The 13353-nt window shown below is 75.9% G+C and carries 9 protein-coding genes and 1 pseudogene; 7 read left to right on the top strand and 3 right to left on the bottom strand.

All coding sequences use genetic code 11. The annotated features are described in order from the left end of the window. Positions 1-88: 88 nt before the first annotated feature. On the top strand, positions 89-1513 hold the full coding sequence (locus ACOBQU_RS33965; RefSeq protein ID WP_423632554.1) for an FAD-dependent oxidoreductase: 1425 nt from the start codon (positions 89-91) through the stop codon (positions 1511-1513). 151 nt (positions 1514-1664) lie between these two features. On the opposite strand, the gene ACOBQU_RS33960 is transcribed toward ACOBQU_RS33965, so the two are convergent. Next, positions 1665-2030: an ArsR/SmtB family transcription factor gene (locus ACOBQU_RS33960; RefSeq protein WP_423632552.1), complete on the bottom strand. Its 366-nt coding sequence runs from the start codon at positions 2028-2030 to the stop codon at positions 1665-1667. A gap of 169 nt (positions 2031-2199) precedes the next feature. Between ACOBQU_RS33960 and ACOBQU_RS33955 the strand changes: the two genes are divergently transcribed. Beyond that, positions 2200-3282, top strand: a complete 1083-nt coding sequence (locus ACOBQU_RS33955; RefSeq protein WP_423632550.1) for an NADH:flavin oxidoreductase/NADH oxidase — start codon at positions 2200-2202, stop codon at positions 3280-3282. A gap of 73 nt (positions 3283-3355) precedes the next feature. On the opposite strand, the gene ACOBQU_RS33950 is transcribed toward ACOBQU_RS33955, so the two are convergent. After that, positions 3356-4051, bottom strand: coding sequence for a L,D-transpeptidase (locus ACOBQU_RS33950; protein WP_423632548.1), 696 nt, complete (start codon positions 4049-4051; stop codon positions 3356-3358). 186 nt (positions 4052-4237) lie between these two features. Beyond that, positions 4238-7777, bottom strand: a complete 3540-nt coding sequence (locus tag ACOBQU_RS33945; protein WP_423632546.1) for an amidohydrolase family protein — start codon at positions 7775-7777, stop codon at positions 4238-4240. Between the two features lie 110 nt (positions 7778-7887). Between ACOBQU_RS33945 and ACOBQU_RS33940 the strand changes: the two genes are divergently transcribed. From ACOBQU_RS33940 to ACOBQU_RS33920, 5 genes and pseudogenes are all read left to right on the top strand, one after another. Further along, a complete protein-coding gene (locus tag ACOBQU_RS33940; RefSeq protein WP_423634895.1) occupies positions 7888-8487 on the top strand; it encodes a phosphotransferase in 600 nt (199 codons plus the stop codon). Beyond that, positions 8445-8582: pseudogene (locus tag ACOBQU_RS33935) on the top strand (aminoglycoside phosphotransferase family protein); the annotation flags it as partial. The gene ACOBQU_RS33940 and the pseudogene ACOBQU_RS33935, both read left to right, overlap by 43 nt. 370 nt (positions 8583-8952) lie before the next feature. Beyond that, entirely contained in the window at positions 8953-9153 is a 201-nt protein-coding gene (locus ACOBQU_RS33930) for a hypothetical protein (protein WP_423635049.1), read from the top strand. 191 nt (positions 9154-9344) lie between these two features. Further along, positions 9345-12218, top strand: a complete 2874-nt coding sequence (locus ACOBQU_RS33925; RefSeq protein WP_423634893.1) for an AAA family ATPase — start codon at positions 9345-9347, stop codon at positions 12216-12218. 122 nt (positions 12219-12340) lie between these two features. Then, complete coding sequence (locus ACOBQU_RS33920) at positions 12341-13144, top strand: AfsR/SARP family transcriptional regulator (protein WP_423632544.1); 804 nt, start codon at positions 12341-12343, stop codon at positions 13142-13144. Positions 13145-13353 lie beyond the last annotated feature (209 nt).

Below are 13353 nucleotides of genomic sequence, written 5' to 3'. Positions count from 1 at the left end.
ACCTCCCCCTTCACGCACAGGGGTGCGATGCTGGGGCCAGGCAGGCGTCAGGACGTCCCGGGGAACACCTCGCGGAAGGAGCGCCACCGTGCGGGTCGCCGTCGTGGGTTCGGGTCCGAGCGGTGTCTACACCGCCCAGGGCCTGGTCGAGCAGGAGCGGGTGCCGGACGTGCGGGTCGATGTGCTCGACCGGCTGCCGTGCCCGTACGGCCTGGTGCGGTACGGGGTGGCGCCGGACCACGAGAAGATCAAGTCGCTCCAGGGGAACCTGCGCGGCGTCCTGGAGCACGAGCGGGTGCGGTTCCTCGGCGGCGTGGAGGTCGGCCCCGGCGCGGTGCCGCCCGCGCGGCTGCTCGACTGCTACCACGCGGTCGTGTACTGCGTCGGCGCCGCCACCGACCGCAGGCTCGGCGTGCCCGGCGAGGACCTGCCGGGGAGCTTCTCGGCCACGGAGTTCGTGTCCTGGTACAGCGCCCACCCGGACAGCGCGGCGGGCGGCTTCGGGCCGCCCGACCGCTTCGTACGGGGCGTGCAGTCGGCCGTGGTCATCGGCGTCGGGAACGTCGCGGTGGACGTCGCCCGGATGCTGGTGCGCGGCGTCCCGGAGCTGCTGCCGACGGACATGCCGCACGAGGCGCTGGGCGTGCTCGGCGCGAGCCGGGTGCGCGTGGTGCACATGGTGGGGCGGCGCGGGCCCTCGCAGGCCCGGTTCACCACCAAGGAGCTGCGGGAGCTGGGCGGCCTTCCGGACACCGACGTCACCGTGGACCCCGCCGAGCTGGCACGGGACCCCGCGTACGCCGACCCGTCCGGGCTGCCCGCCGCCGCCCGGCGCAACGTGGAGGTGCTGCGCGGCTGGGCCGGGCGGGGCGAGCGGGCCGGGCCCGCGCGGCGCGTCCGGCTACGGTTCTACCTGCGGCCGGTCGAAGTGCTCCAGGCCGCGGGCCGGGTCGGGGGCGTGCGGTTCGAGCGGACGCTGCCGGACGGGCGCGGCGGGGTCACGGGCACCGGGAGCCACGAGGACGTCCCGGCGCAGCTCGTGCTGCGGTCGGTGGGCTACCGCGGGGTGCCGATCGAGGGGCTGCCGTTCGACGCGGGCAGCGGGACGGTGCCGCACGCGGCGGGGCGGGTGCTGCGGGACGGGGCCGTGTCGCCCGGGGAGTACGTGGCGGGGTGGATCAAGCGGGGGCCGACGGGCGTTATCGGCACGAACCGGCCCTGTGCCAGGGAGACGGTCCAGTCCCTGCTGGATGACTCCGCCGCCCTCGCGCGGCGGGCCGTGGCCGCCGAGCCCCTCGACGTCCTGCGGGCGGCTGGCGCCGAGCCCGTGGAGTGGGCGGGGTGGCTGGGCATCGAGCGGGCGGAGGCGGAGCTGGGGCGGTCGCTCGGGCGGCGGACGGTGAAGCTGGCGGAGTGGGAGGCGCTGCGGCGCGCCGCGGGCTTGGGGGTGCCGGGCTCGGGGGTGCCGGGTGGTCGGCCTTCGGCCTCGTCCTCAAACGCCGGACAGGCTTGATCCCTTCCGCCTGCCCGTCGTTCAGGCTCGCCGCGCGGCCCGTTCATCGGCCTTCGGCCGCGTCCTCAAACGCCGGACGGGCTTGATTGCTTCCGCCTGCCCGCCGTTCAGGCTCGCCGTGTGCCCCGCTGATCGGCCTTCGGCCTTGCCCTCAAACGCCGGACGGGCTTGATTGCTTGCGGTCCGCCTGGTGGGTGGCGGCGGTCAGGATCGCGTCCAGCAGGCCCGGGAACAGGGCGTCGAGGTCCGTGCGGCGCAGGGCGTTGAGCTTGGCCGTGCCGCGGTAGATCTGCTGGATCACTCCCGCCTCGCGCAGCACGCGGAAGTGGTGCGTGGTCGTGGACTTGGTGACCGGCAGTTCGATCTGGGAGCACGTCAGCTCGGGGCGAGGGCCCGAGAGTTCGCGGACGATCAGGAGGCGGAGCGGGTCGGAGAGGGCGTGCAGGACGCCCTCCAGGCGGATCTCGGCACGCGCCGGGTGCTCCAGCACGCGCGCGCTCGGCGCGGCGGTCGTCATGGCGGCTCCCCTTCCTCGTACGGCCCGGTCATCCTCGTACGCCCGGGTCACCGCGTCCCCACGGCCCCTCCATGGTACGAGACCTCTCGTAGTTTGACAGGTGCCGTACTACGATGTCTACCGTACGACGTACCCCGTACCCGCATCGTCGTGACGAATGGAGTCCGCCGTGAGCGCGCTGTTCGAGCCCTACACCCTGCGATCGCTGACCATCCCGAACCGGGTGTGGATGGCGCCGATGTGCCAGTACTCGGCCGAGGCGTCGGGACCCCTGGCGGGCGTCCCGCGCGACTGGCACCTGGCTCACTACGGCGCCCGCGCCACCGGCGGCACCGGCCTGATCCTCACCGAGGCGACCGCGGTGAGCCCCGAGGGCCGCATCTCCCCCGCCGACCTCGGCATCTGGAGCGACACGCAGGCCGAGGCGTTCCGCCGGATCACCGACTTCGTCAAGGGGCAGGGCGCCGTCCCCGGAATCCAGCTGGCCCACGCCGGGCGCAAGGCCTCGACGGGCGTGCCCTGGCAGCACCGGGGGCCGCTGCCGACCGACGCGCCGGAGGCCTGGCAGCCGGTGGGGCCGAGCCCGGTCGCGTTCGACGCGGACTTCCCCGTGCCGACGGAGTTGACGGTCGATCAGATCAAGGACGTGGTACGGCAGTTCGCGGATGCCGCGCGGCGCGCGCTGGCCGCCGGGTTCGACGTGGCCGAGGTGCACGGCGCGCACGGCTATCTGATCGGCGAGTTCCTGTCGCCGCACTCCAACCGGCGGACGGATTCCTACGGCGGGTCGTTCGAGAACCGCGTCCGGTTCGCCCTTGAGGTGATCGACGCCGTGCGGGCCGTCTGGCCCGAGGACATGCCGGTGTTCTTCCGGATCTCGGCCACCGACTGGCTGCCGGAGAACGGCTGGACGCCGGACGACACCGTGCGCTTCGCCGCCCTCGCCAAGGACCACGGCGTCGACCTGCTCGACGTGTCCACGGGCGGCAACGCGGCGGGCGTGACCATTCCGAACGAGCCGGGCTACCAGGTGCCCTTCGCCGCCCGCGTGAAGCGGGAGACGGGCCTCGCGGTGGCCGCCGTCGGACTGATCACCGAGGCCGGGCAGGCGGAGAAGATCCTCACCAACGGCGAGGCCGACGCGGTCCTCATCGGCCGGGAGCTGCTGCGCAACGCGTCCTTCGCCCGGCTCGCGGCCCGGGAGCTGGGCGCCGAGGTGCACGTCCCCGACCAGTACCTGCGCTCCCTCTGACAGGCGCTGACCCACGCGAAGGGGGGCGGCGCGCACGCCGCCCCCTGGGTGAGCGCTACCGAGCCCGGGCGCCTCAGGTGCCGGGCTTGCGGCCGTAGACGAAGACGTCGTCGCCCTTGCGCAGCATGTTCCAGTACGTGACGGCGTCCTTCTTGGTCATGTTGACGCAGCCGTGCGAGCCGGGCGGGGCCCACACGCTGATGCCCACCGAGTGGAAGGCCTGGCCGCCGTCGAAGAACTGGCTGTACGGCATCGGCACGTGGTACAGGCTGGAGACGTGGTCGATGTCCCGCCAGTAGACCTTCTTCAGGCCGGTGCGGGTCTCGTGGCCGTCGCGGCCGGTGCGGACCGGGACCGGGCCGTACTTCAGCCGCTTGCCGTCCTGGATCCAGCTCAGCTGGAGCGTCAGGTCGACACAGGCGATGCGGCCCTTGTTGGTGGGGCACTTGCCCGCCTTGTTCGGGTTGTTCCCGACGGCCTTCTGCTTGTTCATGAGGCTCATCACGCCCCAGGTGACCTTGCCCGCGTACCCGGCGTTGGGGCTGATCTGGTGCTTGGTCTGGAAGGCCTTGATCGCCTTGCAGTCGGCGGACGACTGCCTGCCGTCCACGGGGCGGCCCAGGAACTTCTCGACCTGCTTCTGGTAGGGCCCGGTCTGGGTGGTGCACGACGCGGCCTGCGCCGTGCCGGTGCTCATCGCCACCGCGAGCGGGGCCACCAGTGCGGTGATCCCCAGTGCGACGGCTCCTCGTCTGCGTATGTCCCCCACGGCTGTGCGCTCCTTGTTGCGGCTCGGTGTGGATTCCCCCTGGTAGACAGCGCACAGCCGGGGTTCGTTGTAGGGCGTTTGCCACAGGTTCGTAACAAGCGGGGCCGGTTTGTCGGCGGCGCCCGGCCGCCGACTCCGCCCGTGGCCCCCTAAGGGGCGGCCTTCAGGCGCCCTGGGTGACCGGCGTCAGTGGTCCGGATGGCCGCCGTCGCAGCAGCCGTCCCTGCGCATCAGGCGCCCCACCGCGAGCCAGTCGGCGCCCTTGAGTCCCGTGGGCGCGCGCCGCGCCCCGGCGGGGAAGGCGGCGACCAGGTCCTTCGTCGCGTACGGCGTGCCGCCGCGCAGCACCCCGGTGGTGCGCACCAGCGTGTCGAAGTCCGCGAACGGGTCGCCGTCGACCAGGACCAGGTCCGCGAGCCTGCCCGGCCGCACCGTCCCCAGGTGCTGCTCAAGACCGAAGAGCCGGGCGGGCAGCACGGTCGCCGTGCGCAGCGCCGCCGCCGGGGACAGGCCGCCGCGGTGCAGGGCGCGCAGCCCCATGTGCAGCGCGAGGCCGACCGGCACCAGGGGCTGGTCCGTGCCGAGCGCCACCAGGCCGCCCGCGGCGAGCACCCGCCGGTAGACGTCGATCTCCGTGGCCAGCGTGGCGAGCTGCGCCTCGGTCGGCGGCGTCGCGGCCTGCTTGCGCACCGACTCGGTGTCCCAGGGCGGCATGACCGCCGTGACCCGGGGGTCGTCGGCGAGGTCCGGGTCGGCGCCGATGAGCGGCACCGACGTGAACGGCGTGGCGATCAGCGCGAAGCGGGCCCCGTGCGCCGAGTAGATCTCCACGACGTCCTCGTAGGCGCGGCCCGACGCGGTGATCGCGTGTCCGGCCTCGCCGCGCTGGGTGGCCTGGAGGTGGGTCGTCAGGTCCTGGCCCGTCTGGATGCCGGGCGACAGGAAGTGGCTGCCGCTGCGCACCCCGAGCCGCTCGTGGGCGAAGCGCGCGGCCTCCGCCATCACCCAGCCCGGCGCCCGTACGTACGTCTTGACGAAGTCCCAGTCGAGCCGTTCGGCCCGCTCCAGGGACCGCCTGAGGCCCGCGCGGGTGCGGTGGGCGCGCCCCATGCTGTACGCGACGCGCCCGCCGTCCAGGAGTTCGCCGGTGGTGAGCAGCCGGGGCCCGGCGAGCTGCCCGGTGGCGACCGCCTCGCGGACGCGGGCCTGCTCGTGGGCGAAGCCGCCGAGCGAGACGGCGGTGGTGATGCCGTAGGTGAGCTGCCCGACGGTCTGGCGGCCGCCGTAGGTGCTCTGCCAGGGGTGGGTGTGCGTGTCCCACAGGCCTGGCAGGACCGTGCGGTCGGAGGCGTCGATCCGGCGCCGCGCGGGGCGGCGGCCGTGTGGCTCGACGGCCTCGATCCGGCCTCGGCGCACGACGATGTCGACGTCGTCCCTGGCCCGCTCGCCGGTGCCGTCCCAGAGCCGTCCGGCGTGCACCACCGTGTCGGGGGGCGTGGGCCTGCGCTGGTCCAGGGGGACGCGCACGGTGCGGGCGGGGCCGCCGTCGACGCCGATGAGGCGCGGCTTGGCGCCCGACAGGTACAGCAGCGTCCGGGAGTCGCCCGACCAGGTGGGGTGGTCGGCGGGCTCGGTGGTGAGGGTGCGGAGCGTGCCGCGCGGGGTGCCGTCGGGGGCGATGGGCAGCAGGCACAGCGCCGACTCGACGATCACCGCGAACCAGCGGCCGTCGGGCGACCACACGGGCCCGGAGTCGTAGCGGTCGGCGATGCTGGTGTGCGGCGCGACGGCGTGCAGCCGGGCGGTGCCGGTGGCGGTGTCGACGACCCGGATCAGGTTGTAGCCCTCGCGGAAGCGCTGGTTGAGGCGGTTGCGGTCGCAGAACGCGACATGGCGGGCGTCCGGCGACCAGCTGGGGCGCCCGGGGAGGCCGCCGCCGCCCAGCGGCTCGGCCAGGACCCGCTCGGCGCCCGAGGCGAGGTCCCGGACGAGGACCCGTCCCGTCAGGTCGACGCAGGCGAGCCGGGTGCCGTCGGGCGACAGAGCCGGGTGCACGCGGCCGCCGGTGGCCAGCGCGGTCTCCTCGCCGGTGGCGAGGTCGCGCCGGTACACGCCGAGCAGTCCGTCGCGGTCGTCGGCGTACACCAGCGACCGCCCGTCGCGCGCCCACGAGGGGCCGAGGAGGTAGCGCGTGGGGCCCGCCGCGCGCAGCCGCCGCGGCGGCCGGGCGCCCGATGTGCCCGCCAGCCACAGGGAGTTGAGGGCCGCGAAGGCGAGGTGCTTCCCGTCGGGCGACAGGGCGGGCAGGTGGATGCCCCGCACCGGCCGGACGCGGTCCTCGCCGAGGTCGTACTCCTTGACGCGGTAGCGCGGGCGCTCCACCGGCAGTTCGCCGTGGAACGGCAGCGGGCGCGCCTCGCCCGGCCGGTCGGGGCGTACGAGGGTGAAGCGGCCGTCGACGGTGAGCAGCAGGTCGCCGTCCTTGGTCCAGCGCGGCGGCACGGGCGCGATGTCACCGTCGACCGCGACGGGTTCGCCGTCGACGACGAGGACGCAGGTGCCGTTCGGCGCGGGCGTGGTGCGCAGATAGCCGAGGCGGCTGCCGTCCGGCGCCAGGGCCGGGGTCATGACCTGGGCCTTCTCGGTCTCGGTGTGCTCCACGGTGACCGGGCCCGTGCCGCTGGCCCGCACGGCGGCGATGGTGCGGGCCTCCAGGGCGGTGCCGGTGGCGGTGGTGACGACCTTGGCCCGCACGAACAGCAGGCGCTCGCCGTCCGGCGACCAGGTGGGGTCGAAGTCCTCCCAGGGGCCGTCCTGGAGCGGCCCGTCCTGGCCGGGGACGCCGGTCACCCGGGTCAGGTCGCCGGTCTCCAGGTCGAGGACGTGGACGCGGTACGGGCTGCCCTGCACCGGGTCGCCGCCGCGCTCGGAGGCGAAGGCGATCCGCTTGCCGTCCGGCGACCAGGCGGGGCCCCGGTCGTCCCAGGGGCCGTCGGTGCGCTGGCGGAGGGCGGAGCCGTCGGGGCGCACCGTCCAGATGTGGTAGCCGCCGTCGCGGTAGGCGCTGAACGCGAGGAGTCCGCCGTCCGGCGCGTACACGGGCCGGTTCGGTTCCAGGTCCGGCGGGGTGAGGGGGGTGGCGGCGCCCTCGCGGTCCACGGACCACAGGGTGCTCTGCACCTCGGCGACGAGGCGGTCGCCCCGGGGCGCGAGGGTGGCCGCGCCGTTGGTGGCCCGCGTGAAGGAGAGCCGGACCGGCCGCGCGCCGACGCGGTCCGCGGCGGTGGCCGCCGCCACGGCCGGGGCGGCGGCGGTGGCGGCGAGGGCGCCTGCCGCGCCCGCGGCGCCCGCGGTGAGGAGCAGGTGACGGCGGGTCAGGGTGAGGTGTGGGGGGTCGGTGGGGTCGGTGGGGTCGGTGGGGGTGATGGGGGCGATGGGGGCGATGGGGGCGATGGTGGGGGTAGGAGCAGGGGGGCTGGTGTGCTCTGTGCGCTCGGCCGACTCGGCCGGGTGTGCCAGCTCCGCCAGCTCAGTCAGCTCGGCGCGGCCGGTCAGCTCAGGGCCGCCGGTCAGCTCAGGGCCGCCGGTCAGCTCAGGGCCGCCGGTCAGCTCGGCGCGCTCAGTCGGCTCGGTGCGCTCGGCGCCCTGAGGTCTCCGGGGGCGCTGCCCGGGGTGTGCGGACTCGGTGGAGGTGGGTTGAGGGGTCGCGTTCCCGTCACGGTCCATGGCAGTTCACACTCGCGCACCATCAGGCACCGGGCAACACCACCTTCACGGTGCGTCACCCAGGGGAGCGGGCCGGGGCGGGAGCAGGGGGCGGGCTCCGGCGCGGTGGCATGATCGGCGTCATGCCCGGCTCCCCCACCGCCGCCCTCGTCCGTGAACTCGTCCGTGCCGCGCTGCCGCACGCGGACGAGCCCGCCGTCTCGCCCGTCGACGAGGGAGGCGAGCACTCCACCTGGTGGGTGGGCGGCCAGTACGTGCTGCGGCTCACCCTGGAGCGGGACTCGGCGGTGCGGCAGGGGCGGGAGATCGCGCTCCGGGACGTCGTACGGGAGCGGGTGTTCGCGGGCGTTCCGGTGAGCGTCGCCCACGGGTCGTGGGCGCCGGGGCTCACCTACACGGTGGACACCCGGCTGCCCGGCGCCTCCGCGGAGGCCGCGGTCCTGGCCCCCGAGGGGGAGGCGGACCTGGCCCGTGTCCTCTCGGGGCTGCGGGGCCTTCCTCCCGGTGTCGTCGCCGGTCTGGGCCTGCCCCGTCAGGAGCCACGGGATCTGGGCCCGCTCCGGGAGGACGCGGCGCGTGCGGCTCGGCGGCTCACCGCGGACGGCGCCGTGCCGGACGGCCTCGTGGAGCGGCTCGGCTCCGGGCCCCGGCCCTCCCCGCCGGGGAGGTCGTCCTGCACAACGACCTCAAGGGCGAGCATCTGCTGGTGAGTTCGGCGGGGCGGGTGTCGGGGGTGCTCGACTGGGCCGACGCCGTCCTGGGGGATCCGGCCGAGGACGTGGCGGGCGTGGTGATCGCCGTGGGGGCGGGGGCCGCGGGGCGGGTGGCGGCGGCCGCCGGGTACGGCGGGGCCGTGTACGAGCGGGGGGTGGCGCTCGCCCGGTGTGACACCGTGGTGCGGCTCGCGGAGCGGTGGTACGGGGGTGACGACAGCCCTGAGGGGCTGCTGCGGGCGCAGTTGGGGCGGGCGTGGGAGGGGGTGGCCCTCGCGGGGGCGCCCAGGCCCGCCCCTTTTCCGACACCAGGGGCTGCCGCACCTGGCACCCCGCTTGATCGCCGCTGCGCGGCTCGTCCTCGAACGCCGGACGGGCTCTACCCGCCATCCGCCCCCCCTAGGGACTTCCCTAGGTGGCGCACCGACGCGGTGGGGGTGAAAGGCGCCTACCCTGAGCCGTATGGGAGGCGTTGTGCGTTACGTCATCGAGGTGTACCGCTCGCACGACGGGGTGTGTGGAAACGTGTCGTCCGAGACCTGCGGGGACGCGCGGCCGTTCCACGGCTGGCTCGAACTGCTGTCGCTGCTCGAGCCGCCGCTCCAGGAGGCCGCGCGCCACGAGGGCCCGGCCCCGCAGGCACCGGGGCAGGCGCCGGGCTAGGCCGCACCGGACCGAGCCAGACCGAGCCAGGCCGGAGCAGACCGGACCAGACCAGACCGCACCGGACCGGGCTGGCCGACGGGACCGGCGCGGCTCGGCCAACCCTGCCGGAAGGCCGAATTCACCTTGTGTCAGGGGCTGTCGCCCACCATGGTGGTGTTCAGGCCATGCGTCGACGCGCGGGGGCGGTGATGACATCCGAGCAGGCGGACGCCGAACGACCCGACCTCCACCACCCCTGGCCCCTGCCCGCCGACGCCTTCTGCGGACGCGGCGCCGAACTCACCGCGCTGCGGAAGGACTTCGCCGACGCCAGCGCGGGCACCCCCCGGCTCGTCCTGCTCGAAGGCCCCGGCGGCATCGGCAAGACCGCGCTGCTGCGCCGCTTCCTCGACTCGCTGACCGACCCGTGCGTGCTGCACGCCAGCGGCGAGGAGAACGAGAGCGCCCTGCCCTGCGGGGTGCTCGCGCAGCTGGTGGGGCAGAGCCCGGTGCCGGTGCCGGAGACCCTCGCCGAGCTGGTCAGCCGCGTACCGCGCTCCCTGCACGCCAACCTGCCGCCGCTGGCCGCCGGGTTCGGGCTGCTCGACCTGCTCGGCGAGGCACAGGGCAAGGGGCCCGTCGTCCTCGTCGTCGACGACGCGCACTGGGCCGACCCCGAGTCCCTGAACGCGCTGACGTTCGCGCTGCGGCGGCTGCGCCACGACCGGGTCCTCGCCGTCGTCGCGCTGCGCGACCCGCAGGTGCCCGAGCTGCCCGAGGGCCTGCGCCGCCTGCTCACCGACCCGCGCACCCGCCGCCTGGCCCTCACCGGGCTCAGCCCCGACGAGCTGGCCGCGCTCAGCGACCGCCTCGGCGTCGCCCGCCTGCCGCACTCGGCGTCCCTGCGGCTGCACGGCCACACCCACGGCAACCCGCTGCACGCCCGCGCCCTGCTCGACCAGGTGCCGCCCGACGTGCTGCTCGACGTGACGACGCCGCTGCCCGCGCCCCGGTCGTACGCCATGCTGGTGCTCGCGGGCCTCGCCGGGTGCGGCACGGCGGCCCAGCGGCTCGTGCAGGCCGTCAGCGTGCTCGGCCTGTCCTGCCGACTGCACACCGCCGCGCGCCTCGCCCGCGTCCCGCAGCCGCTGCTCGCCCTGGAGCGGGCCGTCAAGGCGGGCCTGCTGCGCGAGGCGCCCGCCGGGTCCTCGGCGCCCGAGATCGCCTTCCCGCACCCCCTGGTGCAGGCCGCCGTCTACCAGGACATCGGCCCCGCCCAGCGCGCCGCCCTGCACACCCGCGCCGCCGAGCTGGTCGCCGACGAGTACAGCCGCCTGCGCCACCGGGTGCTCGCCGCCACCGGACCCGACGAGGACCTGGCCGCCGCCCTCGCCGAGTGCGCCCGGCGCGAGGCCGCCACCGGGCAGTGGGCCGTCGCGGGCACCCACCTGCGGCACGCGTCCCGCGTCGCCACCAGCGCCGCCGAGCGGGACCGGCTCGCCGTGGAGGCCGTCGAGGCGCTGCTGCTCGACGGCCGCGTCCAGGAGGCCGCCGAACTCGCCACCGGCCTCACCGAGTCCGCCGACCCCGCCCTGCGCGGCTACGTCCGCGGCTACGTCACCCGCGTCCAGGGGCGCACCCAGGCCGCCTGGACGCTGCTGGTCGACGCCTGGGAGAGCGTCGACCGCGAGCGCGACCCGTCCCTCGCGGCGCGCGCCGCCGAGCAGTTGAGCTACGCCGCCGTGATGTGCGGGCAGGCGGCGGTGGCCGCGCGGTGGGCCGAGCGGGCGCAGCGCCTGTCGACCGCGCAGGGCCCGAGCCGCATGCTGCGCTTCAACCACCTGATCGCGCTCGGCCTCAGCGGCCGCGCCAAGGAGGGCATCGCCCTCGCCGAGGACCTGCCCGACCCCATGATCGTGCCGCTGAAGAGCATCGACCTGCTGCTCGCCCGCGGCCAGCTGCGGCTGTGGTCCGACGACCTGCGCGGCGCCCGCCAGGACCTCCTCGGCGCCGTCGCCAACTGCCGTACGACGACGGTGCCGCTGCGGCTGCTCTCGGCCTCCGGGCTCGCCCAGACCCTGCACCGGCTCGGGGAGTGGGACGAGGCCCTGATCCACGCCGAGTCGGCCGCGTCCATCGCCGACGACGCCGACCAGTCGTGGCTGATGCCCGTCACGCACGGCGTCGCCGCGCAGATCCTCGCCGCGCGCGGCGCCTGGGACCGGGCCGCCGAGCACCTGCGCACCGCCGCCGAGGTGCCCGGCGGCGCCGAGACCCCGGTGGCGTACGCGTACGGGGTGTGCGCGCGGGGGCACCTGGCGGACGCGCGGGGCGAGCCGTGGGACGTGGTGGAGGCGCTGCGCCCGCTGCTCGCGTTCGCCGAGCAGGACGGCGTGAACGAGCCGGGCGTGGTGGACTGGCAGCCGCTGCTGGTCGACGCCCTGACCAAGGTCGGCGAACTCGACGAGGCGGAAGCGGTGCTCGGGCCGTTCGAGGAGCGGGCGCGGGCCCGCGGGCGGCACTCGGCGCTCGCCGCCGCCGCGCGGGTGCGGGGCAACCTGCTGGCCGCGCGGCGCGAGACGCAGCGCGCCCAGGCCGCGTACGCGCGGGCCCAGGACCACGCGGCGCAGGTCCCGCTGCCGTTCGAGCAGGCGCGCGTCGCCCTCGACCACGGCTCGTTCCTGCGCCGCATCGGCCGCCGCTCCCTGGCGATCGCCCAGCTCCAGGCGGCGCACACCACGATGTCCCGGCTCGGCGCGCTGCCGCACCAGGCCCTGTGCGAGCGGGAGTTGACCGCCTGCGGCCGGGCCGCCCCGGCCAGGGGCGCCGACGAGCAGCCGCACGACGGCGCGGGCGACGGCGTCGAGGGGACGCTGACCCCGCAGGAGCTGGCGGTGGCGCGGCTCGCCGCGCGCGGCCTGACCAACCGGCAGATCGCCACCGCGCTCGCGCTGAGCGTCAAGACCATCGAGTACCACCTGGGCCACACCTACGCGAAGCTCGGCATCAGCTCCCGCATCGGGCTCGTGCGGCGGCTCGGCCCGCCGGACGGGCCGGAGTCCTCGTCGCCGTCGGTCGGTTGACCCGGGCCGTCCGCGCACACCGGGGTAAACCCCGGCCCCGCCCCGGAGGCGCCCGCCCGGCCCGGCTCGTACGGTCGTGCCGGACGGCACGGCGACGGCGGGGACCCTGTGGAGGTGGCCCGATGACTTCCTGCACATGCGCGGCGGTGGGGGACGACCGGCCCGCGCTGCGGCTGCGGCTGCTCGGCGGCTTCTCCCTCAGCCGCGAGGCGCCCGGCGGCCACGAGCCGCCCGCGGTGCCCGCGGCACCCGCGCGGTGGGGCGGCTGCGGCGGGCGGACCGGCGAGGCCGTGGACGTGCCCGCCAGCGGTCAGCAACTCCTCGCCCGCCTCGCCCTGTACGGCACGGCCACCCGCTCCGCGCTCGCGGGCACCCTGTGGCCGAACGCCACCGAGGCGCGGGCGCGGGCCAGCCTGCGCACCGCGATGTGGCGGCTGAACGGGGCGGGCCCCGCGCTCGCCGACGTGGGCGGCGGGGTGCTGTCGCTCGGGCGCCGGGTGCGGGTCGACATCCAGGACCTGACGGCGGCGGCACAGCAGGTCGTCACCGGGGCGCAGGTGCGGCTGCGGTCGGCGTACCACGTGCTGCTGTGCGCGGGCGAACTGCTGCCGAGCTGGCAGCAGGACTGGGTGTCCTTCGAGCGGGAGCGGCTGCACCAACTGCGGCTGCACGCCCTGGAGGCGCTGTCGGACCGCCTCCTCGCGCGGCGCGAGTACGGCCCCGCCCTGGAGGCCGCCCTGGAGTGCACCCGCGTCGACCCGCTGCGGGAGAGCGCCCACCGGGCCGTGGTCTCGGTGCACCTCGCGGAGCACAACCTGACCGAGGCGATCCGGCAGTTCGAGACGTTCCGCGGGCTGCTGCGCGGGGAGCTGGGGGTGGAGCCGTCGGGGCAGTTCGCGGCGATGCTGCGGCACGCGCTGGTGTGAGGCCGCCGACGGCCGCCGGGGTGTCCGTGTGACGCTGCGGTGACGCCCCCGCGCAAGGATGGTCCTGCCTCGTCCAGGAGGTGGGGAGTTGGGGGAACTCCCTGGTCGAGCGGAGCACTGGCTGTCACGGACGCCAACTCGGCGCCGCTCGCGCCCTGGACGGGGCTTTCCCCGCGTCCCCCGCTCCGGCCTGTCCCCCGCGCCCCCCG

This window comes from Streptomyces sp. G45, assembly GCF_049542095.1.
Classification (GTDB): Bacteria; Actinomycetota; Actinomycetes; order Streptomycetales; family Streptomycetaceae; genus Streptomyces.
This window is presented reverse-complemented; position numbering and strand designations above follow the sequence as displayed.